This window comes from Reichenbachiella sp. MALMAid0571 (assembly GCF_040151475.1).
Taxonomy (GTDB): Bacteria; Bacteroidota; Bacteroidia; order Cytophagales; family Cyclobacteriaceae; genus CAXBNB01.
On sequence record NZ_JBDKWG010000096.1, the window covers coordinates 32,939 to 55,891 of the forward strand.

The 22,953-nt window shown below is 39.0% G+C and carries 25 protein-coding genes; 14 read left to right on the forward strand and 11 right to left on the reverse strand.

The features are described from left to right. The first annotated feature begins 120 nt into the window (after positions 1 to 120). From AAOP42_RS03870 to AAOP42_RS03890, 5 genes are all read left to right on the forward strand, one after another. A complete protein-coding gene (locus tag AAOP42_RS03870; RefSeq protein WP_349527145.1) occupies positions 121 to 336 on the forward strand; it encodes a toll/interleukin-1 receptor domain-containing protein in 216 nt (71 codons plus the stop codon). Positions 337 to 360: 24 nt separating this feature from the next. Then, positions 361 to 654 carry a hypothetical protein gene (locus tag AAOP42_RS03875; RefSeq protein ID WP_349527146.1) on the forward strand — a complete coding sequence of 98 codons (294 nt, stop codon included), beginning with the start codon at positions 361 to 363 and terminating at the stop codon, positions 652 to 654. Positions 655 to 786: 132 nt separating this feature from the next. Further along, entirely contained in the window at positions 787 to 1,086 is a 300-nt protein-coding gene (locus AAOP42_RS03880) for a hypothetical protein (RefSeq protein WP_349527147.1), read from the forward strand. A gap of 469 nt (positions 1,087 to 1,555) precedes the next feature. Beyond that, the gene (locus tag AAOP42_RS03885; RefSeq protein ID WP_349527148.1) at positions 1,556 to 2,065 is read left to right on the forward strand and encodes a hypothetical protein; all 510 of its coding nucleotides are present in this window, start codon (positions 1,556 to 1,558) and stop codon (positions 2,063 to 2,065) included. Positions 2,066 to 2,200: 135 nt separating this feature from the next. Then, complete coding sequence (locus AAOP42_RS03890) at positions 2,201 to 2,659, forward strand: DinB family protein (protein ID WP_349527149.1); 459 nt, start codon at positions 2,201 to 2,203, stop codon at positions 2,657 to 2,659. Between the two features lies 1 nt (position 2,660). Here the strand turns inward: AAOP42_RS03890 and AAOP42_RS03895 are convergent, their stop codons facing one another. Beyond that, positions 2,661 to 3,581, reverse strand: coding sequence for a ThuA domain-containing protein (locus AAOP42_RS03895; protein ID WP_349527150.1), 921 nt, complete (start codon positions 3,579 to 3,581; stop codon positions 2,661 to 2,663). A gap of 383 nt (positions 3,582 to 3,964) precedes the next feature. Between AAOP42_RS03895 and AAOP42_RS03900 the strand changes: the two genes are divergently transcribed. The 8 genes from AAOP42_RS03900 (at position 3,965) to AAOP42_RS03935 (ending at position 10,903) form a co-directional block, all read left to right on the forward strand. After that, positions 3,965 to 4,519: an RNA polymerase sigma factor gene (locus AAOP42_RS03900; RefSeq protein WP_349527151.1), complete on the forward strand. Its 555-nt coding sequence runs from the start codon at positions 3,965 to 3,967 to the stop codon at positions 4,517 to 4,519. After that, on the forward strand, positions 4,516 to 5,805 hold the full coding sequence (locus AAOP42_RS03905; RefSeq protein ID WP_349527152.1) for a porin family protein: 1,290 nt from the start codon (positions 4,516 to 4,518) through the stop codon (positions 5,803 to 5,805). The genes AAOP42_RS03900 and AAOP42_RS03905 overlap by 4 nt, the downstream gene beginning before the upstream one ends. Positions 5,806 to 5,824: 19 nt before the next feature. Continuing rightward, a complete protein-coding gene (locus AAOP42_RS03910) occupies positions 5,825 to 6,619 on the forward strand; it encodes a hypothetical protein (RefSeq protein ID WP_349527153.1) in 795 nt (264 codons plus the stop codon). 4 nt (positions 6,620 to 6,623) lie between these two features. Then, positions 6,624 to 7,037: an OB-fold protein gene (locus tag AAOP42_RS03915; protein ID WP_349527154.1), complete on the forward strand. Its 414-nt coding sequence runs from the start codon at positions 6,624 to 6,626 to the stop codon at positions 7,035 to 7,037. Further along, complete coding sequence (locus AAOP42_RS03920) at positions 7,027 to 7,575, forward strand: YceI family protein (protein WP_349527155.1); 549 nt, start codon at positions 7,027 to 7,029, stop codon at positions 7,573 to 7,575. Before AAOP42_RS03915 ends, AAOP42_RS03920 begins: the two co-directional genes overlap by 11 nt. Then, a complete protein-coding gene (locus tag AAOP42_RS03925; protein ID WP_349527156.1) occupies positions 7,572 to 8,450 on the forward strand; it encodes a DUF5777 family beta-barrel protein in 879 nt (292 codons plus the stop codon). The genes AAOP42_RS03920 and AAOP42_RS03925 overlap by 4 nt, the downstream gene beginning before the upstream one ends. 386 nt (positions 8,451 to 8,836) lie before the next feature. Continuing rightward, on the forward strand, positions 8,837 to 9,850 hold the full coding sequence (locus AAOP42_RS03930; RefSeq protein WP_349527157.1) for a zinc-binding alcohol dehydrogenase family protein: 1,014 nt from the start codon (positions 8,837 to 8,839) through the stop codon (positions 9,848 to 9,850). A 258-nt stretch (positions 9,851 to 10,108) separates the two neighbouring features. Continuing rightward, positions 10,109 to 10,903, forward strand: coding sequence for an SDR family NAD(P)-dependent oxidoreductase (locus AAOP42_RS03935; RefSeq protein WP_349527158.1), 795 nt, complete (start codon positions 10,109 to 10,111; stop codon positions 10,901 to 10,903). Between the two features lie 175 nt (positions 10,904 to 11,078). Here AAOP42_RS03935 and AAOP42_RS03940 read toward each other — a convergent pair whose 3' ends face one another. From AAOP42_RS03940 to AAOP42_RS03975, 8 genes are all read right to left on the reverse strand, one after another. Further along, positions 11,079 to 12,515 (reverse strand): TolC family protein, encoded by a 1,437-nt coding sequence (locus AAOP42_RS03940; RefSeq protein WP_349527159.1) that lies wholly within the window; start codon positions 12,513 to 12,515, stop codon positions 11,079 to 11,081. Next, positions 12,505 to 15,696, reverse strand: a complete 3,192-nt coding sequence (locus tag AAOP42_RS03945; RefSeq protein ID WP_349527160.1) for an efflux RND transporter permease subunit — start codon at positions 15,694 to 15,696, stop codon at positions 12,505 to 12,507. The genes AAOP42_RS03940 and AAOP42_RS03945 overlap by 11 nt, the downstream gene beginning before the upstream one ends. A 25-nt stretch (positions 15,697 to 15,721) precedes the next feature. After that, positions 15,722 to 16,804 (reverse strand): efflux RND transporter periplasmic adaptor subunit, encoded by a 1,083-nt coding sequence (locus AAOP42_RS03950; RefSeq protein WP_349527161.1) that lies wholly within the window; start codon positions 16,802 to 16,804, stop codon positions 15,722 to 15,724. Between the two features lie 160 nt (positions 16,805 to 16,964). After that, positions 16,965 to 17,393 (reverse strand): hypothetical protein, encoded by a 429-nt coding sequence (locus AAOP42_RS03955; protein ID WP_349527162.1) that lies wholly within the window; start codon positions 17,391 to 17,393, stop codon positions 16,965 to 16,967. Positions 17,394 to 17,613: 220 nt separating this feature from the next. Further along, positions 17,614 to 18,156: a pyridoxamine 5'-phosphate oxidase family protein gene (locus AAOP42_RS03960; RefSeq protein WP_349527163.1), complete on the reverse strand. Its 543-nt coding sequence runs from the start codon at positions 18,154 to 18,156 to the stop codon at positions 17,614 to 17,616. A gap of 188 nt (positions 18,157 to 18,344) precedes the next feature. Beyond that, entirely contained in the window at positions 18,345 to 18,755 is a 411-nt protein-coding gene (locus tag AAOP42_RS03965) for a VOC family protein (protein WP_349527164.1), read from the reverse strand. A 10-nt stretch (positions 18,756 to 18,765) separates the two neighbouring features. Next, positions 18,766 to 19,188, reverse strand: a complete 423-nt coding sequence (locus AAOP42_RS03970) for a VOC family protein (protein WP_349527165.1) — start codon at positions 19,186 to 19,188, stop codon at positions 18,766 to 18,768. 27 nt (positions 19,189 to 19,215) lie between these two features. Beyond that, complete coding sequence (locus AAOP42_RS03975) at positions 19,216 to 19,641, reverse strand: SRPBCC family protein (RefSeq protein WP_349527166.1); 426 nt, start codon at positions 19,639 to 19,641, stop codon at positions 19,216 to 19,218. Between the two features lie 128 nt (positions 19,642 to 19,769). Here AAOP42_RS03975 and AAOP42_RS03980 point away from each other — a divergent pair, with 128 nt between their 5' ends. Next, complete coding sequence (locus tag AAOP42_RS03980) at positions 19,770 to 20,750, forward strand: GlxA family transcriptional regulator (protein ID WP_349527167.1); 981 nt, start codon at positions 19,770 to 19,772, stop codon at positions 20,748 to 20,750. Positions 20,751 to 20,754: 4 nt separating this feature from the next. Here AAOP42_RS03980 and AAOP42_RS03985 read toward each other — a convergent pair whose 3' ends face one another. Next, positions 20,755 to 21,753 carry a metallophosphoesterase gene (locus tag AAOP42_RS03985; RefSeq protein WP_349527168.1) on the reverse strand — a complete coding sequence of 333 codons (999 nt, stop codon included), beginning with the start codon at positions 21,751 to 21,753 and terminating at the stop codon, positions 20,755 to 20,757. 95 nt (positions 21,754 to 21,848) lie between these two features. After that, the gene (locus AAOP42_RS03990; RefSeq protein ID WP_349527169.1) at positions 21,849 to 22,817 is read right to left on the reverse strand and encodes a Fic family protein; all 969 of its coding nucleotides are present in this window, start codon (positions 22,815 to 22,817) and stop codon (positions 21,849 to 21,851) included. Positions 22,818 to 22,953 lie beyond the last annotated feature (136 nt).

Consider the following 22,953-nt stretch of genomic DNA (forward strand, 5'->3'; position numbering starts at 1 on the left):
AAATCAACAATTGGCATTTACATACCAATATAAAACCTGTGAATAACACCCCATATCAGTTGGTTAAAGTGGTATTTTTTGTATATTAATGATAATAGATGTTAGGAGCAATTATTACCCGTGAAAAAGAAACTCTTCATAAGCTATTCTGATTTTGACAAGGAGAAGGTTGAACTCATTAAATCTGAACTTGATGATCATCCGTTTTTTGAACCTTTGGTGATCGCTTCGAATCGAGAAGCTCTAAAACCTTTAGTGAAGAAAGTAACTGATGGAATTGAAGGTAGCTTCGTAATCATCCCTATTTTAACTGCAAAGTCAATATCAACTCAATAGATCAACCAAGAAATTGGCTATTCTATGGCATTAAAGAAAAATGTCAAGCCTATTGTTGAAAGACAAATTATCAATACTCTTAAAGGATTCATCCATAAGCAAGTTGACCTTCCTTATAGCTATGAACCCCAAAATGAAAACGAAATTGAGAACACCAACTTTCTAAAAACCTTTAGGGATTTAATTTCTGACCTTGAATCAGAAATTAAGGGAAGCTCCGTAATAGAAGAACGAAAAACCCTTTTGAAGAAACTCTCGAAAGAGTTGAAAGGTTCAAATCGAAGAGAGATTTTGAGAGAAAACGTAAAAACTTTTTAAGTTCGACTGAAGCTGTTGAAAAATCTGAAGAAGAGGTTTTAAGAATGTTTGAACTTATCAAGGAGCGACTTCAACAACTTAAAGAAAAGGGGGTGAATTTTGGATTAGAAGAAGACACTAACCAACCTTCACTTGTATTTAACGAACGGTTTTAGTTGCAGCTTTTATTGGGTGATAGCTTATAGTGACTCAACCTCAGATGCCAAATTATGGGTTAAGTACTGGAAGAGGCATTTTACTTCCAATCCTCGAACAATATTCCATCCGGGGAATGAACCTCAAGAAAAAAAGATTCAAACTTTTACTATTGACATTGATGAAGATTTCAACTTTTTCTGGAGAATTGATACATCCAAATTGAGAACCGAAGAAATTGTTAACGACGCATTCAACTGGATTTTTGACAGAATTGCAGAAAAAGGACTGAACTAGAAAGCTCCTAACAAACACTGATCCGGCATCATGGTGCTTTTTGAAACTGCGCAGGAACTCGACCGCTACTCTTGTGGGGGTTGGGTAGTTCCGCTATCTTAGTGCTTTCTAGCTAGTTCGGACACACGCCGGATAGCTGGTCATTAGACACAATTGGGGCAGGTAAATAAAAAAGCCCCTGATTTCTCAGAGGCTGATTTCTTAAACTTGATTACGTTCCAAAGGAAGAGGCTTGATCAAGCATTACAATGTAAATATACGTCGTATTTTTACATTTTGTTACTGAATTGTCGAAAAATTGGAATACGAAAAACTTGAATACTTTCTTTCACAACCACGCTTACAGCGATTTTTAATTGCCGCTGGTGATTCTAAAACCAAAGCACAACAGCTTTATAGAATTAACCTGTGAGTAAGTCAAGCGTTTTATCCGATTCTCAACTTATTCGAAATTTTTCTTCGAAACTCTGTGAACTATCAGATTACTGCACACTTCGCCAACCCGAACTGGATAATTAACGAGAAACATGGATTTATGGATGACTCTTCTCTTACACCATCAAGATATTACCTAAGAAATTCAGTTAATAAGGCAGAAAGAACTATTCGAAGAAAAGGAGGGGTAATATCTTCAGGCAAAGTAATAGCTGAACAGTCTTTCGGATTTTGGACTTCATTATTTGAACCCCATCATTACCGATTAATTGGAGGTGTAACTATTCGTTGTTTTCCAAACAAACCTAATGGAGTAAATAGAAGCATAATATCTCAAAAATTGAATAGGATTAGAGAATTTAGAAACCGAGTTTATCACAATGAGCCGATTTGTTTTAATGGCTCCAATATTGACTTTGGTAAAGTCGAAAATATCCGAGACGAAATATTTGAAATGTTAGCTTGGGTTGACTCAGACTTATCAACGTATGCTGAATATTTCAACGGAATTAAAACCAAAATTGATCAGGTAAACAACATTTAACGCATCTAACAAATACTTCCATAAACTAACTGAGCTACTTGCAAAGGCTGGTGAGATAAGATACTTTTATACATATTTGAAAAAAGTCCAGCATACGGGTGATAGTTGGGCGTTTCAATAAACAATGGAAGCTGAATGAGTAAGAAAATCGAGCAAATAAAAAATGTAAGACTCTTTATATTGGATCAAATCAAGGATTTGTCGCCAAAGCAATTAAACAAAATTCCGGAGGGATTCAACAATAATGTTATTTGGAACTTGTCTCACATTATTTCTGCACAACAAAGTGTTTGTTACGTTCGAGCCAATTTACCTTATGTTGTTGAGGATAAATATTTTTCCTCCTACCAACCATCCACGAAACCTGAAGATTTTATTGACAGTTCAGAGATTGAAAATATCAAAGAACTGTTTATTACCTCAATTGAAACTTTCGAGAAAGACCATAAAGAAGATTTATTCGCCAATTATACTCCATGGCTGGCAAAGCCCTATGGGATAAAGGTTTCAAATATTGAGGATGCAACGGACTTTTTAATGTTCCACGAAGGGCTACATGCAGGATATGTCATTGCATTAAAGCACCTTTTGTAGTTTATTTAAACCCTCCAGCAGAATCATCGCACTTGAAGTCACCAAGAACATACTGCATCCCATCTAGGAAAAACTTTAACATTCTGGGGTCTTCAAAGGTCTGCGCATTATGAGATGGTGATGAATAAAACACCCGACCTTTTCCATGCCTTTTTATCCAGGAAACATATTTGATCTGCTCATCAATTTCTTTCTTTCCTTTATTAAGTTTAGAAGTATCAATGTACAACAATGGACGAAAGTTCTTTTCTGAGTAAGCATTTTTGAATAGATATGGCTCGTCTCTATGAACAAAGGCTTTGCCGTCAAAAGCACTTACCAAAGGATGATCCGGATCTACTAACTCTAAAGAAAGATTCTGCTGAGCAGGGTGGTAATCGAAACTTCCACCAATCATTTCACTAAACGGCATTGAGTTGTTCTGCATGGTAATCGAACCATGAATCGCCATAAGGCCACCACCTTTTTTTACATATTTCAAAATATTGGCTTCCAACCGGGCAGCAATCTTAGTCTTCTGAGATTCAGATAAGCTTTCATCCTTATCCAAAATATCTAAGAACATATTTCTTCTGGGACCTACCGAGCAATTGTTGTTCAAAACTATGGCATCATATTTTTTCAAACTCTTTGCTTCGAACTTGAAAATATCACTTGATACTTCGACATTGAAGGCTCCTGTCTTTTTTCCCAAAACCTTCATCACCTCATCTATATGTGGAGTATCCCAATGCTTGTACCCGGTGATAAGATCAAAAACCAAGACGTTATAATCTTTTGAAGAGGTAACTTCGGTTTTCTCCGGAGCGGCATCTCTTATTTTTTGCACCCACTCCTCATTCACTGCAAACTCTTTTACTTGTGCATTGACTGCAAACACAGATAATATAATTAAGACACTTAGTATGACTCTTTTATTCATGATTTTTTGATTGATATTAAATTGCAATTTACGCATATTCAACTAATCCAATTTGAGTATTAACCCAATAGGGCATATGCATTTAAAAACAAACCCTCCTTACCGCACTCCTGACTGCCATCAGTTTAGTGTCATAAGTATCTGATAGTGTGATGGTTTTCTTTTCTCTAAATCAAACAGATTTCCTGCTATTTGAGTCAGGTTGAATAGCAAAAATTTAATACCATCTGGTTTGCCGTATAAATCCATTTTCACAAGCAAGATTTAATTCGGATGTTTATTTCCTGAAGATCAGCGTAATTCGGATTATTATGCATTAATTTATTAACCTCAGGCAACCAATTGTGGCCGCAGGTGGTATTGACTAATAAAATGATTCTCCCTTGTCAAATACTGATCATCTTGAACTAAAGAAATTACTCAAAGCATGTCTGAAAAACAATCGTTCAGCTCAAAAAAAGCTTTACATGAGGTTTTACAGTTATTCTTTGAGCATCTGCATAAGATACGTCAACTCCAGAGAAGAGGCAGTAGAAGTTATGAATGATGCCTTTATGAAGGTTTTTACTTATTTGAAACAATTTGATCTGAACAAGCCATTTCAACCCTGGTTCAGACAAATAATTGTCAATTGTGCGATTGATCATTTTAAGAGGGAAAACAAACACGCCGGACAGGTTGATATTGATACTATCATGGAAAAAGGAATAGCCGAATCACAACTGGACAATATCAGCTATGAAGAAATACTCGCTTTGGTCAGGGAATTGCCATCGGCTTACCGGGCAGTGTTTAATCTGAGGGCCATCGAAGGATATAAGCATGAGGAAATAGCTAAAATGCTGAACATTACAACCGGCACATCAAAATCCAATTACTTTAAAGCAAAAAAGAAATTGCAGGAGTACCTGCAGGTTTTTTTTGAAGTAGAAAAATGAAAGAAAAGGAAAATAAAAATATTGAGAATTTCTTTAAAAAGAGACTGGTATTGAAAGAGTTCTCCTATCAGGAAGCCGATTGGCAAAACCTCAACCAACGATTGGATGCTGCAGGTATGGTTTCAGGTGAGGGTTCTTTTTCAATTTCCCCTGTTAAGTTAATCATAGCAGGTGTGGTAATAGGATTTCTGGCATTTTTTGCTGGCTGGTTTATGCATGACAGTCTGCCTGATAGTGGAAGGGAAGTTGTGAAAAACGAATCGGCGGTATCACCATCTTCTTTAGAAAACCCTGATCAGAATACTCTTTCCGGAGAAAATCCGCAAAACACCAGTAAAGGCCACAGTTCAACTCAATCAAATCTTCCTGACAGGGTCACATCTCAATCTCTGGCTAAAAAGAAAAGAGAAAATATGGTAGAAGGATTCCCGGTAGCACAAGCCGTGCCTTCGGCTCATGACCAAGCTACTCAGGCTTTGGCACAAAGTAGGGAAACAATCAAAGTCCCTCTTTTTATCAACCACAGCATATCATCTAAGGGAATGGTAGGCTTTCAGGCTCCTCATTACAAAAAACCGAAGATATCAAGTGACATCCTTTTCCTCCTGAATAATCAGAACACTGCAACAGTACCTCAGCCTGTCAGTACTATCGAAAGGAAAAATTCAAGATTTTCTGTGGGTATGTCCGTTGCTCCGGACTTCAATAGTGTGGGTATGGGAAAGGACATGATTCTATCGCTTCGACCTGGGGTCAATCTGTACTATGAAATATTCAATCATTTGTCCATTTCCACAGGACTGTATTACAACAGAAAAAAATATGAAACCGAGGTTGGAGGGTATCACCCCCCTACTGGCTACTGGAATGCCAGAACGAACGGAAAGCTCCCTGCCAACATAGATGGCTCATGTGCGGTTATTGACATTCCTGTCAACCTGATCTACCAGTGGACGAATAACCCGAAGATCAACTTTGCCGCAAGTGTGGGTATCAGCAACTACATACTTTTGGATGAATATTATGATTTTGAGTTCTCTGAGGAAAACCCCGAGGCAGATAAAGGCTGGTATACGGATAAAAATTCCGGGGTAATCAGTGGTGTTGGCAATTTGTCCGTGCAGGCAAGTGTACAATTAGGCAGGCACACAAAACTCCTTTTTGAACCTTATCTAAAGGCTCCATTGAAGAATATTGGGTGGGGTAGAGTAGCACTCTACAGCTCAGGGTTTCAAATTATATTGAAGCAGAGTTTCCCTGTACGGAGATACAATAGAAAAATGTAAAAATAAAAAAAACATAAATATGAAGAAGTCGAGTATATTATTGACAGGAGCCATTGTATCACTTATGTGGCTGTCCAACTGCCACGACGAGTCTGCTACACCCAAGAATGATTGTGAAACAAAAGGCCCATCACTGGATTTAGTTTCTACTGTCGAGCCAGGCTGTGGACAATCAAATGGGAACATTACAGTTGAAGCTTCAGGAGGTGAGGGAGCCTATTCGTACATACTCAATGGTGGGCAAGAGCAGGAATCAGGAACCTTTGAGGGTCTGTCTTCCAGATCATTTGTAGTGACCGTGACTGATATAAACGGATGTACCGCCGAACTAAATGTTGACCTTCAAAATAAGGATGGTATCAATATTACTAATGTATCTGTAACTGGCAGTGGATGCGGCACTTCCGAAGGTTCAATATCGGTGAGTGCCTCGGGAAGTATTGAGCCCTACGAATTTAGCCTTGATGGTAGTCCTTTTTCGTCAGAAGACAGTTTTTCCGGCCTTTCGGCGGATAGTTATGAGATAGTGGCAAGAGATGCTGAAGGTTGTGAAACCAGCCGAAGTGCCATTGTCACCACAGGTGTCAGTTTGTCCGACGATATCTCACCAATCATTTCTTCCAACTGTGCAGTTTCGGGTTGTCACAACGGGGCACAGTCACCAACCCTGACCAGTACGTCCGCTATTATTTCCAATGCCTCCAACATAAAATCCTTAACAGCAACTGGTGCCATGCCAAAAGAGGGTTCATTGTCCAAAGCTGAAATTGATATGATTGCCTGCTGGGTGAATGATGGAGCAATGAATAACTAAAAATATGAAAGTAAAAATTATCCTGACTCTGGCATTGCTTGGTGGAGTTGTGATAGTAGGTACCATCTATTATCAATTCAACAAGCCAAGAGAAAATGTGGGGAAGGCCAGAACTGATTTTCGAATTTCCGTAAAGGAATTGGTTACATCTTTTTTAGCGAATGAGAGTCAAGCCAATGAAAAATTTCTCGGTAAAATATTGGAGGTAGATGGAAAAGTGATTCAGTTGATTGAGGAGGAGGGTTCCAGAGGTATTCTCCTTGAAAGTAGCACCGGGACAGTTTATTGTGCCTGCGAGCAAATTCCTGAGATTAAGATAGGCACGATGGTTTTGGTAAAGGGCAAGTGCTCCGGTTACCTTATGGATGTCGTATTGAATGATTGTGAGTTGATAAAACAAAACTTAAATGAAGACTAAAGTGGTACTATTTCATGTGATTTACTTAATGAGCATGACCAGTTTTGCACAACGACTGATAGATCGGTCAGGCGAGGTAACTTTCTTTTCAGAAGCCCCGGTAGAGAATATTGAGGCTGTCAATAAACAGGCTCTTTGCGCCATGGATTTATCCAATGGAAATATTGCAGCTTCTATGCTTATGAAGAGTTTCAGGTTTAAAAAGGCACTCATGGAGGAGCATTTCAATGAAAACTATGTGGAATCAGGGAAGTTTCCCAAATCAACATTTAAAGGGTCAATAGAAAACTTTGATGCTACGGAATTTCAGGAGAAAGGAGCATTTACCAAAACAGCAAAAGGCGAAATTACCATTCATGGTATTACTCAGCCTCTGGAGACTGAGGTGTCCTTTCGAGTGGATGCTGACCTGATCAGTGCAGAAACTAAATTCATGCTCCTAATAGCCGATTTTGATATAAAAATTCCTTTAGCAGTGGTTAATAACATTGCTGAGGAAATAAAAATAAATGTATCTTTTCAATTTAGCCGACCATGATCCAACCGAAATACATCCTAATTATATTAAGCCTTTTCACAACACAGACCCTTTTCGCCCAGGATGATCTGCTTGATATGCTGGAAAAGGAGCAAGAAGAAGTACCGGAGTTTGCCACAGCTACCTTTAAAGGAACACGTATCATCAATGGGCATTCCATTGAAACAAGACATAAGGGTACATTAGATTTTATCATTTCCCATAGATTTGGTGAGCTTAACCGTGGATGGTATGAGCTCTGGGGCCTGGATCAGTCAAATATCCGCCTGGGCCTGGAGTACGCCCCAACAGAGAATCTGTACATCGGACTTGCCCGCAATTCCTATGAAAAAACTTACGATGGGTTTGCTAAATACCTTGCTTTGAAACAAAAGTCGGAAGGTGGAATGCCAGTTTCGGTAGCTGTGTTTGGCTCAATGGCATTGAAGACCCTGAGAAACCCTTCACAGGATTTGGATTTTCAGGATAAATTAGCTTTTACAGCTCAACTACTCATTGCAAGAAAATTCAACAACAGATTTTCCCTTCAGGTCACTCCAGGTTTAATTCACTACAATTTGGTTAAACCTATATACACAAAAAATGACTGTATTGCTGTGGGCGTAGGCGGCAGGTATAAAGTCACCAACCGGATATCAGTTAATGTAGAATACTTTTACCAGGCACAGGCCATTGGACCGGCTACTTACAACCCCATAGCTATAGGAGTAGATATAGAAACAGGCGGACATGTTTTTCAACTGCAACTGACCAATGCCACAGCGATGATCGAAAAGGGATTTATCGGTGAAACAGAGAACAATTTTTTCAACGGTGACATTCATTTTGGATTCAACATTAGCCGAACGTTTCAACTGAAGAAGGAAACAAAATGATCAGTTCATTTTGTTGATACTGTTTTCGGGCAGTCGTGCTTTTCTATCTATTCTTACGAGCCTTTTTCAGGGCTTTTTTGTCTGTCTCCATAAAAAAGAAACTCAGGCCACTTTGTTTCTTCAAACTAAGACAGTTTTGTTGAGAATGGGACGTACTTGCGCATTGAAATCAATTTCTTTCTTACCAGAACAGGATGAAAGAAATATAAATCCAGGATAAAGTACAGCCGTCCACGGTACGTCTCTTCAGTCATTGGCGGACAGGCTACACCACCTATTCTAAAAAAAAAACAATCTCGTATTGAACCAATCAATTTTTATTCAAATCCTTTTATGAGAGATGCCGTTACATGTGTATTATAAATTGAAAGCATAACGGAAAAGGAATGAAAGCAATAGGATTTAAACAATCATTACCCATTACAGAAAAGGACAGCTTTATAGAATTTGAAACAGAAAAACCAAACCCAACAGGATACGATCTGTTGGTGAAAATATCAGCCATATCAGTCAACCCAGTTGATTTTAAGATCAGACAAAACTCCGCTAAAGACACTGTTCTCGGCACTCCCAAAATCATTGGATGGGATGCAGTAGGTACAGTAGAGTCAGTTGGCGATAAAACTTCGAGATTTAAGGTCGGAGACGAGGTATATTATGCCGGAGACATTACCAAAAGTGGAAGCAATACCGAATACCAACTCATCGATGAGCGCATCGCAGGCCATAAGCCTAAAAACCTGACAATAGCTGAAGCTGCCGCCATTCCACTTACAGGACTGACCGCTTGGGAATCACTTTTTGACCGCATCAAGGTAAACCCTGAAACTGACAAGGGAAAAACAGTTTTGATCTTAGCAGGAGCCGGAGGTGTTGGGTCTATAGCGATACAAATCGCAAAAAAAGTGGCAGGACTTACCGTAATCGCTACAGCATCACGCCCGGAATCTGAAAGCTGGTGCAGGGAACTGGGTGCTGATTACGTGGTAAACCACCATGACCTCAAAGCCGAACTGGAAAAAACAGGGCACAGTCAGGTGGACTATATCCTGGATTTTGTGGATATCAATGGCTATTGGAAAACCATAGCGGAAATCATCAAACCACAAGGGCATATCGTTTCCATTATCGGTAGCAGCGATCCATTGAATCTTGTTTTACTCAAAAGCAAGAGTGTGTCCTTTTCCTGGGAATTGATGTACACCCGCTCCATGTTCACCACAGATGACATGGACAGGCAGCATCAAATCCTAAATAAAATAGCTGATTTACTGGATGACGGAACGTTAAAAACAACACTAACAACTACTTTAGAAGGATTTACTGTTGAAAATCTTAAAGAAGCTCATAAAATGCAGGAATCAGGAAAAACCATTGGTAAAACGGTAATTGAATATTAAATCAGCAAGCCTTCAACCATCCTTGAAAGAGGACGTACAATAGGGCTATCGCATTTAAAAATTCTTACCGCCTCCTATCTTAGGTTTATTGTGGCTTTAATAGGTATTGCAAAAAGATTCCTCCAAAGTCGGAATGACAAGGTGACTATTTGCATAGCCCGACAACTAAGACAACTGGTAAAGAGGTATTGTTTTTAAATTCGATAAACTTACATACAATCACTATACAATAACAAAAACAGTTTAAAACAGAAAAAAATGGATTTAAAAGTAAAAGACAAAATTGTATTGGTAAGTGGTTCTACGGCAGGTATCGGGTTTGCAACAGCACAAAGGTTTTTAAGAGAAGGAGCTCAGGTGGTGATCAATGGCAGGACAAAAGCCAATGTGGATAAAGCAGTCAATGAACTAAAATCTTCGGTTGAAAATGCAAAAGTATCAGGCATTGCGGCTGATTTTTCAAAAGTTGATGACGTCAATAGATTATTGAAAGAATTGCCCCAGGTGGATATTCTAATCAACAACACTGGAATCTTTGAACCCAAAGCGTTTAAAGATATCCAGGATGAAGATTGGTTTAGGTTTTTCGAAGTAAATGTAATGAGCGGGGTACGTCTGGCAAGGCATTATTTCCCAAAAATGTTGGCCAAAAACTGGGGAAGAATCATTTTTATCTCCAGTGAATCCGCAGTTTTTATTCCCGATGAAATGATCCACTATGGAATGACTAAAACAGCTCAAATTGCGGTCAGCAGGGGGTTGGCTGAGTTGACAAAAGGATCGAATGTAACGGTGAACTCTATCTTACCGGGCCCTACAAAGTCCAAGGGCGTTAACGAATTTATTGAGGAACTTGCAAAGGCGGGTAACAAAACGGTGAATGAAGTTGAGGAAGATTTTTTCAAAAACATGCGCCCCACTTCCCTCATTGAGCGTTTTGCTTCGGTTGAGGAAGTAGCAGATACCATCGTTTACTATTCCAGTCCGTTGGCTTCAGCTACAAATGGTGCTTCCATCCGTGTAGATGGTGGATTGATTAGATCAATTTTATAAATATAGTGAATTTAGCTATTACGTTTACCTCACCGATCGGCAAATTCTGCCAATATGCGATGTAAAACTATAGGCAACAGAGAAACAAAAAACCATTTCACATATTGAGAAATGGTTTTTTGTTGATGATAGAATCATCATTCTATGAGCTGCTTATTTAATTATTAACCTCGGATTAATTCCATCCGCCACCTAAGGCTCTGTAAATATTAACCCTTGCATTCATTTGTTTCATTTTGGTTTCTATCAACTCAAACCTCGTTTCCAATGCATCACGTTGAGTCAATAGTACCTCCATATAGTCAGCTCTTGCAGATCTGAACAGGTTATTGGAAATATCGATTGACTCAGTCAATGCTTTCACCTGCCGTGCTTTCAGGTCATAGCTACTTTTTAGATTACTAATATTTGATAACTGATTGGCTACCTCTATGTATGCATTTAAGATAGTTCGCTCGTAATTGTAAATTGCCTGAATTTGCTTAGCGTTGGCATTGACATAAGTCGCTTTTATAGCATTCCTATTGATCAATGGTGCAGTGATATCTCCCGCCAAAGAATACAACAATGATTCTGGCGTATTCACCAAATAGGCAGGGTTAAAAGCCTGAAAACCCAAACCCGCAGAGATACCCAATGAAGGATAAAATCTCGCTTTAGCTACTTTGATATCCAGCCGGGCTGCTGCCAGTTCCAGTTCTGCCTGCCTGATATCAGGACGATTTTGCAATAACTGAGACGGAATACCTGCCTGGATAGTATCATTAGCCAACTCACCGAAACTATTAGAATTTCTTGCAATCGGCTGAGGATATCTACCCACCAGAAAATTGATTTTATTTTCCGTTTCTATGATCTGCTGCTGGATACCATACTGAAGACTTCTGGTATCCAGTACCTGTGCTTCAAACCTGCGCACAGCCAGTTCTGTTACCCGAGCCGATTGCTTTTGTAATTTCACTATATTCAATGCATTGGTCTGAATTTCTATATTCTGCTTTACGATCGCCAGTTGATTGTCGAGTGCCAATAATTCATAGTATGAATTGGCTATTTCAGCAATCAGATTCGTTACCAGAAAATTCTTACCATCAACAGAAGACAAGTACCTGTTATATGCTCCTTTTTTAGCATTACGCAATTTATGCCATATATCCACTTCCCAGGTAGCATAAGCACCTATCATCAAATCCGTAAAAGGCTCGGGAAACTCTTTACCCGGCTTGATCTCATTATTGGCTTCCAGTGCTCCATTTCTGGTATATCTGCCAACTTTATCCACAGCAGCTCCTCCTCCTATACCAACAAACGGCAAATACTCTCCTTTACGTGCTTGTACCTCGTTTCTGGCAATCTCAATCTCCTGCATTGTGATATTCAATTCCTGATTGTTGTTCAGTGCAACATCAATTAATGCTGTAAGGTTAGAATCAGTAAAGTAATCCTGCCACTTTACCTTTGCTGTATTGGTAGTATCCTGCGAGTGGTTGTTATAACTCACAGGCACTGTTGTATTCACCGATTTATCAATTAGAGCAGGAAGAGTACAAGCTGAAAAGCTTAACGCTATAACAGCTACTCCCAAGTATCTATATATTATTTTATTCAGCATCGTGATCATTTTCTTCTATCGATTTTTTGTGTTGAGGTTTTTCCGACAATGGTCTGTCGTATTCATCCCGGATCATCTGACGACCATCTGCCAAACTACCAAAAATATAATACAATCCCGGGATAATAATTACTCCGAAAACAGTTCCCAGTAACATACCACCAAGTGCTGATGATCCAATAGTCCGGTTACCAATAGCTCCGGCACCCGTTGCTATTACCAGTGGAATCAATCCCGCAATAAAGGCGAATGAAGTCATTAATATAGGCCTGAAACGTACCCTGGCACCTTCAATGGCTGCATCAAAAATGGTAGCACCATGCCTGCGCTTCTGTACCGCAAATTCTACAATAAGTACAGCATTTTTACCCAATAAGCCCACCAGCATGATGAGTCCTATCTGGGCATAAATGTCATTGTCCAGCCCCATGAGCTTTAGCACTAAAAAAGAACCAAAAACCCCTACTGGTAGTGAAAAAATCACCGCCAATGGCAAAAGGAAACTTTCATACTGCGCTGCAAGTACCAGATAAACAAATGCCAATACTATTATGAATACATAAAGTGATTCATTCCCCCTTCTTGATTCGTCATAAGAAAGGCCTTCCCAGGCAATATCATAACCCCTAGGCAAGGTTTCACTAGCCACTTCTCTGATGGCCTGAATAGCCTCCGCAGTTGTAAATCCCTTAGCAGGCAAACCTCTGATGGCCGCTGAATTGTACATATTGTAACGGGTAACTTCATTGGGGCCCTGTCTTTTCTCAATCTTCATGAAAGCTGAATAAGGCACCATTTCTCCATGATCATTCTTTACAAAAAGATTCAATACATCTGATGGCAGCCTTCTGAATTCGGGAGCAGATTGAACATATACTTTGAAAAAACGCCCAAATCGAATGAACCCTTGCTCATAAGTACTTCCTATCAGAATGTTGAGGTTTTCCATCGCTTCTCCGATAGAAACTCCTTTTTGCATGGCAAGCTCATTGTCTATCACCAATTCGTATTGAGGATAGTTCGCTGCAAAAAAGGTAAACAAGCCTGTCAACTCTTTACGCTTACCCAAATCATCCATAAATTTCTTGTTGATTTTATCAAACTCATGGTAATCCGTATCAGTGGTTTTATCCAATAAACGCATGGAAAAACCTCCGGAAGACCCGAACCCGGGAATAGCGGGTGGTTCGAAAAACTCTACAATTGCTCCAAGTCCTTTAGACTTCTCCTCCAACTCTTCCATTATTTCTTTAACAGAATGTTCACGATCCGACCAGTTTTTCAGGTTGATGAGACAAGTACCCGCATTGGATCCCCTTCCTTCAGTCATGATCTCGTAACCAGCCAAAGAAGATACCGATTCCACTCCATCTATTTCCTCACAAATCTTTTGAAGCTTTTGGGAGACCTGATTGGTTCTTTCCAAAGTAGCTCCGGGAGGAGTTTGTATAATCGCATAAATGGTACCCTGATCTTCACTAGGGATAAATCCGGCAGGCAGGATTTGATTTTCAAAAAGAATTCCAAGGCCAAATACCAACAAGATTCCAAATGTAAGTACTCTTTTGTTTACGATTAATTTTAACAGACCTGTATATCTTCCGGTAATTTTATCAAACCCACGATTGAAACTATCCAGAAATCTGGTCAAGATATTTCTCTTTTTTGGTTTCCCGTGATTATTCTTTAATAGCATAGCACAGAGTACAGGAGTGAGTGTAAGTGCCACCAAAGCGGAAATCACAATAGAACTGGCCATGGTAATGGAGAATTGTCGGTAAAAAGTACCTACCGGGCCAGTCATAAATGAAATGGGTAGGAATACCGATACCATCACCATTGTAATGGCGATAATTGCTCCACTGATTTCTCCCATTACCTTTTTTACTGCATTGTATGGAGACAAGTCTTCTTCTTCCATTTTTGCATGCACTGCCTCAACCACCACAATGGCATCATCTACCACAATACCAATCGCCAGTACCAGAGCAAATAGCGTAACAAGATTGATGGAAAGTCCGAACATCTGAATGACAAAAAATGCTCCTATAAGAGACACAGGCACAGCCAGAATAGGTATGAGTGTAGAGCGCCAATCTCCCAGAAATATAAAAACCACCAGAGCCACGAGTATAAATGCATCTCGTAATGTGTGAGTCACCTGCTCTATCGATGCATCCAAAAATGTTGATACATCATAGCTTATTCTATAATCCATTCCCGGAGGGAAATCGGCTTTCATTTCTTCGAGTTTCATTTTTACGTCTGCAATTACCTCACTGGCATTACTACCATAATTCTGTTTCAACACGATAGCTGCAGAAGGGTGGCCATCCAGATTGGAATAGATGTCAAAAAACTCACTACCCAATTCCGCTCTACCTATATCTTTTAAGTGTATGCTTTCCCCTTCTGCATTGGCCCGGATTATAATATTTTCATACTCTTCGGGTTTGTTAAATCTTCCCTTATAAGTCAACACGTATTCGAGTGACTGAGCTGCAATACCCGAACTCTGTCCTATCCGACCAGGCCGGCCAATAATACTTTGCTCAGCCAGAGCCTCCATTACTTCATCAATAGAGATGTGGTAAGCCCGCATACGATCCGGATTTAACCAGATGCGCATCGCATAGGTGCGGCTACCTAAAATCCTTGTTCTTGCCACACCATGAATTCTATTGATTTCAGGGATCATTTTGACATTGGCATAATTGTAAAGGAATTTTTCATCCATATTTTCACCCTTACTATAGAGGTTGACATACATCAACATACTGGGTTGGATGGGTGTGATAATGACTCCTTCACGTTGAACCAGCTCAGGTAAGAGTGGCATCACCTGATCTACCCTTGTCTTGACCCGAATCACCGCCTGATTGGGATCCGTACCCGGTTCAAAAATTATGTTAATGGTGGCTTCTCCGGCACTGGTAGCATCAGTGGCCATATACCTCATGCCCTGGACACCATTAATGGAGTTTTCCAAGGTAATTAAGGTAGATTTAACCAATACATCAGCACTGGATCCGGGATAAGCTATAAAAATACTTACTGTGGTAGGAGCGATCTGAGGAAATTGAGAGATGGGCAATTGCTTTATCGCCAACGACCCTACAAAAACGATAATAACCGAAATTACAATAGCAAAGACCGGTCTATGTATTATTTTACTAAACATTTTTTCTGTTTTTTAGGATACACAATTATTCCGCATATAAATCCAGGTGCGTTAGGACGGAATATGGATCTTTGAAATCATATTTTATTTCATCATTTTCTCTCACCAAGCGTAAACCTTCAAGAAGAATTTTATCATTTTCTTCCAAACCATCCTGCACTACATAAATGTGTGGTATTTCTGCCGTAATATTTATGGCTCTTGATCTGATTCTATTTTCTTCATCGATAACAAAAACATACCTTTTATCCAAAATTTCGAAAGTAGCCTTCTGAGGAATTAGCAACGCATTTTTGAGTGGAGTAGTCATTAAGATATTACCTGTCTCTCCATGTCTTAGCAGACCTTTAGGGTTAGGAAATGTCGCTCTAAATGCAATATTTCCCGTTTCATGGTTAAACTCAGCTTCTATCGTTTCTACTACTCCCTGATGACCAAACAATTTATTATTTGCCATCTTTAGGCTAACTATCGTTTTATCTTTTGCTTTTACATTGGATTCATAATCCAGATACTCCGCTTCCGGAACATTGAAGTAAACCCACATTTCACTATTGTCAGAAATTTCGGTTAGCAATTCGCCTTCATCAACGAGGCTTCCCAACCTCACATGAAAGCGGTCCATAATACCATCGAAAGGGGCTCTGATCTGCGTGAACCCCAGGTGAACCTGGGCTAAAGCCACTTCTGCTCTTGCCTTTTCAAGTTTGGCACTGGCCAGAGCCAGTTCATTAGGAGCTACTACATTGCTGTCCGCAAGTTTTTTCGTGTTCTGGTATTCAATTTCCACAAAATGGGCTTCCGCCTGGGCTTTTTGGAGTTCAGCTTCATATAGCCTGGGCATAACCTGAAACATTAGTTGTCCTTTTTTCACGAACTGTCCTTCGTCCACAAAAATCTTTTCTAAGTAGCCTTTTTCCAGAGCTCTTAGTTCGATATGTTGAATTGAACGAATTTGACACACGTATTCCTGAGTAATCGTAGTGTCTTTTCTTAATGGACTAGTAACCAAAAACTTGGTTTCTTCTTCGTGATGTTCTTTGTGTGATTCACAGCTTGTGTAGCATAACATGGCACACAAGCTCATGAGCATGAGAATTCTCTTCATTTTAATTTTGGTAAAGTTTATTGATGTTTTTTTTTGAAATGCGGCATATGCAGTACCACACGCTTCCTCTCCTTGTTTATTTCAATGCTGTTAGATCCCGGGCAGTAAATAAATGGAAAGGGTGGTTTGGCAATTCCAAATTGCCGACTTGAATGTTATACTATATTCTGATGACCTGAAATATAATATACCTCATATAAGAGGTGAAATAAGAAAAACGCTTACAAAAAGTTAAGCTGTTTTTAATGTAAAGTAAAAAACACTCCTGAGAAAGAGCATAAAAATTAGAAAGGGAAACATAATTGCGTTCTACATGCTTTTTGGAAGAATCTACTTCATCTTCCTCAACTTCATTTTTCGCAACACATATTTCCTGTCTTTCTTTTTTGGTATCTGATCTTGTAGAAGACGTGATAATACAGGCATTATCCTTTTGTACATTATCAGAAGTGACATTTTCTGACTCCTTATCGTATTTTGTTTGGGCATGAATAACACTTTCCTTAGAGGTACGGGCAAACAACTGACCATAGCCACTCAGCAGGATAACACAAAGAAGTAGAAGATATTTTGCTAATGCCTTAATCATCTTGCGGCAAGATTAAACAAAGCTGTGAAGACTGACAAGCTATGGATGTTAAATAATGTTAACATTTCATTAAATATACAAATAAACAGCACTACGTTCATTGATTACTCTTTTTATTGCAAAAATGGCAATGAAAGCATTGAAAAAATATGAAAATTGATGCCAATAAAATAAATATTTATAAATCGTCAACATTTGAAATTGCAAACTTATCTGGTTATTATCCTAATATTCCTGTTTCAAAACCATCAATACTTTGTGAGTTCTTTTCTTTCCTGTAGTCAGTCAATCTATCCTCATCCTGTTTTTCCGACCAGGAGTTCAATGTCGTTCTTTCTGCCTTAAAATCCATAAATGGCACAGCAAACCCACAGGAGGTTTGCACTAAATCCACATTCATTTCTATGATCTGTCTGGAACCGGTTACTTTAGGGAAGAGTTTTAAATATTCATCAAATTCAGTGTCTCTGGCATGAAAAATTTTGGCGGTTCCATATAACCTTAGGATAATTGGTTTTTCTTCAAAAGAGCAAAACATAATTGTCATTCTGTTGTTTCGGAGAAGATGAGCTGCAGTTTCGTTTCCACTGCCTGTCAGGTTAAGCCAAACAATTTTATTTTCACCCAATACTCTGAAAGTATCTATTCCTTTGGGAGAAACATTGACCCTGCCCTCTGCGGCTGCAGTTCCCACAAAAAATATTTTTTGATTGGTAATGAACTCTTTTAATTCCTCACTTATTTTATCTAATCTCTTTCCCATTGGTTGGCCTTATGTGTCTTTATGCTTTCTTCATCCAGTGTTTTTAAGAAATGAAACGATTATTCGAAGCAAAACGTATTACATTGATACAATGTTACCAACAGGAGCTCATTCTTCAACTTTCTTTTACTTCAACAGGGAACAGGGCATAAGTAGCCATTGCACAACCAAAGTCAAACTCCTCTTTATTACTTTTTGCTGTAGTTCAGCAGCCAGTTGTTTCCAAACTTGTCAGTAAGATTACCCAGCAGTGAATCAAAAAAAGTCAGTTCTACGGGATGAGTCGCTAAACCTCCTACGGAGAGTTTTTCAAAACAAGCTCTGACTTCCTCTTCACTATCGCAAGCCAGCATGAGAGAAACTGCATTGCCTTTTTTTAAGCCATCCTCCGAAACCATGTCACTGGCCATTAAAACAAGGTTGTCTCTTGTCAGTGTAGCATGTAGAATGCAGTCTTTCATGCGTTGAGGCATTTTTTGTGAAATGGGAGACTCACCTATGGTCTGAAAATAAAGTACACCACCTAAACACTTCTGATAAAAAGTCATGGCTTCCCTACAATTGCCACTGAATGTCAGGTATGAATTAATCTGAGGCATGCTCCTGATTTTAAGCGTTCAGTAATTTTTCAATATCAAATTTTCCCATCTGCATAAATGCCTGCATCACTCTGGGAGCTTTATCCGGATCACTCATAAGCTCACCTAAAATTGCAGGGACGATTTGCCACGACACACCAAATTTATCATCAAGCCATCCACATTGATTGTGAACTCCTCCTTCACCCAACTTTTCCCAATAAAAATCTATTTCCTCCTGAGTTTCACACTCAATAACAAATGAGGTAGCTGGTGAAAATTGATACTTAGGCCCTCCATTCAAACCCATAAACTTTTTCCCATTGAGCTCAAAGATTACAACGCCCGAACTATCCGTAGTGATTTTTGAGTTTTTGAAAACAGAACAATAAAAATCTGCCGCAGATTTGGCTTTGCCATCAAACCACAAGCAGGGATAAATTTCATTTTTCATAATCGCAGGCTTTCTAATAATTTAGACTTAATTGGATTCGGCGTACTGTTTAAAATTATTGAGAATAGCCTGCCACCCCCCACGTTGCATTTCAACAGGATTCTCTGTTTCGGCTTCAAATATTTCGACTATTTCCGTGATTTTATCAGTTTCTGTAAAAGTGATTTCTACTTTCCGGTCATCTCCCAGAGTATAAGAAATTTTTTCGTTAACCAACACCTCATCATATACGCCATTAAAATCAAACCCAAAGCTGCCATCTTTAGCCTCCATCCTGAAAAGAAACTTCCCTCCTTTCACTATATCATTCTCTGCTTTAGTCGTATGCCAATCATCTGACGGGCTATTCCATTTTGTAACATGGGTAGGATTGTTCCAAAACTCCCAAACCTTCTCTACAGGTGTTTTGATAGTAGCTCTGATTGTTACTTTTTCTTTGCTTGCATTTTCCATTTGTAATTGATTTAGTTTCTAATAATAATTTTGCATGACAAAGATTCTATTATTTCAGCAAGCTTCAAAGTGTAAAAACGACATTATAAGGGGCTGATTATGACAATTCTATTTCATAGATTTACCTCATGAAAAATGTATCTATTATTATTCCCGAAACAGCAGTGATAGAGGCAGTAGCCGATCCCCATTACATATTGAAAGCTGTCAATCAGTTTTTGGTGGCGTCAAACAGAAGCCCGTTATTCAATGTGCAACTGGTGGGATTAACCAAAGAGGTGAAGCTTGAGAACAGCCTTTACAGTGTTCATGCAGAAAAGCTAGTGACAGAAGTAGAGAAAACCGATCTGATATTTATTCCTGCATTAAGTGGCGATATGCACACAGCATTGGAATTGAACAAGCACTTTATTCCCTGGATCGTGCAGCAATATAAAAATGGTGCAGAAGTAGCTTCACTTTGCATTGGTGCTTTTTTACTCGCATCTACCGGACTGCTAAATGGCAAAAAATGTTCTACCCATTGGAACTCAGCCAACGAGTTTAGAAATATGTTTCCTGAAGTGGAATTGGTAGATGGGAGCATCATCACTGAAGAATCCGGGATTTATTCAAGTGGTGGAGCCAATTCTTACTGGAGCTTGCTTTTGTATCTGGTAGAGAAATATACTGACAGAGATACCGCAATTCTTGCTTCAAAATATTTTGCTGTAGATATCGACAGAGACAGTCAGGCTGCATTTATGATGTTTGAGGGACAAAAAAACCATGAGGATGCGGAAATCCTGAAAACACAGCTATTCATTGAAGCCAACTTTCATGATAAAATTACGATAGCAGAATTGGCAGACAAAGTTGCCATTGGCAGAAGAAGTTTTGAACGAAGGTTCAAAAACGCTACCAATAACACTGTAGTAGAATACGTCCAACGGGTGAAAATAGAAGCTGCCAAGCGTAGTTTCGAAAGCAGCCAAAAGAACATAAGTTCCGTAATGTTTGATGTAGGCTATACGGACACCAAAGCATTCAGAACGGTATTTAAAAAAATAACAGGACTAACACCCATAGAGTATAGAAACAAATACAATAAGCAGGAACCTGCGCTTTAAGATATTACTTCATATCTGGAACCACGTTCTCCATTGTGATTTCACCGCCATCAACAGGCAAGGTTATTAATTTGCCACCAGGAGGCCATGCATAGTTGGTTGCCTCACCACTGATATACCCATAGCTCAGAATAATGCCTCCCTTGTATGTGCCCCAATAATTGTTGTAGTGATCGTGCCCACATAAAACTGCTTCCATATTGCCTTGCTCTAAAAAGGCTTTATATACCGATCCATCGTCTTCTTCATAATAGACCTTTTCTTTGCTTTTGCCTTCTTTTTTTATAGACTTGTCGTCCTGCAAATACTGAAATTCTATCAATGGAATATGAAAGAATGAAATGGCTCTGATTGTGTCCTTGTGCTTTTTCAATGATTTGTCAGAAACTGATTTGTACCATTCCAATTGCTCTTGCTTGATCGATTTATTCCCCTTTTCCGATCCGGAATCAAACCCAAACAATTGCCACTTTGGCTCTTTCTCTCCCTTATAAGCAACATCAACCACATAGTCGTATTTTTCCTTCCACTGGCTATCTACATCGTGCTTACCCAGAATGCCCCACTCCGACTGTACAAATACAGCTTCAATGTCTGCTCTTCCAAAACCTCCCTCAGGATCATGATTTCCAAACACATACAACCACGGACGCTCAAAACCATCAAATAAATTAACCGCATAAGCTGCCAGTAAATTACCAAAAGGCTTATTGCCATCAAACAAATCTCCGGTAATCACCAGCATATCCGGATCATGAGTTTCCACCAGTTTTTTAATTCTCCGGCAGGTGATAAGGTCTCTCCTCCACTTGTCCTCATGCGGACTTCCCAGATGCAAATCTGTAACCTGCAATATGGTGATTGGTGCGCCAGATGATCGGTCAATCTCGATTTCGAATTGGTGTTTACCCTGCTTTTTTATGATTCGTTGCTGTGCATGTACACCTGACACAAATAGAGTAAAGAGTAGTAATGCACTGGTAAATTTAATTTTGAGAAGCATTGGGTACAAGTTTTATTTTGAAAGCCATGAAGATACCTTCCTTTCTATTATGAGCAAATAAAAATTGATAAAACCTGCTTTTTGGTAACAGGAAATCAGCTTTTCGGTAGGTTAAACCTATATCTGGTTAACCTCTTGTCACCAAATTTTGAAAGAATTCCACTACCAACAGCATTCTTCAAATCTCGGCTTGCCGTAGGTGGTGATATTCCTTTATTATGTCTTAGATACTCCTGTCTGGAAAACTCTTTGTTCCCAATTATGGATCTAAATAAATCAATCCTGTCCATATCTTTCACTGTCAGGTTTTGTGTAAGCAACAAATCCTCAAGTGCTAAATGCAATATTTCCAACATAAATTCAACAAAACTTGTAGAACTACCTTGGCTGTCAGATTTGCTGAGAGCTCCATAATAATCTTTTTGTCGTTCTTTCACTAAAGTCTCAATAGGCAAAAACTCAAATACGGGAGAATATCGTCTCAAAATCAGAGTTTGCCATAATCTGCCCATCCTTCCATTACCGTCAAGAAATGGATGTATAAATTTAAACTCGTAATGAAATACACAGCTTTTGATTAACAATAAATCATCATCATTCTTTAAATAATCAAACAAATTCTGCAATAGAGGGTAAACCATATCACCGGGAGGTGCAATGTGAGTCAGGTCTTCATCTTTTACAATGCCTACTGAAGTTTTTCTTAATTGCCCAGGGCGATCCATTAATCCTTTCATTAATATTTTATGTGCTTCACATAAGGAGTCTGTTTTAAAAACCTCGAAAGTATTTAAAATTGAATAAACCTGAAGTGCATTTTTCACCTCCAGTATGTCTTTCTTAGGTGCTAAAACTCTTTTATCATTAATTAAATCCGTTATCTGCTGTATGTTCATTGTATTACCCTCGATTTCAAGTGACGATTGAATCGTCTTAATCCGATTTCTTTTCCTCAATTCTGTAGGTGGTTTTATGAGTTTGGCAGCTTTAATTTCCCCTATCTGTTCTGATATTGAGGCTATCAATTTCAGAACCCGTCCTGTTACTTCGTAAGGTGGTTTCATGTCACTATTACCTTTGATACTATCATATGATAGTATCAAAGGTAATCAATCGTTATCTAAATTTCTTGAAAGGCACGTATTGAAAATTTGCAGGGTTGAAGTTCAACAACAACAGCTAGAACTTCGATTTCTTGAC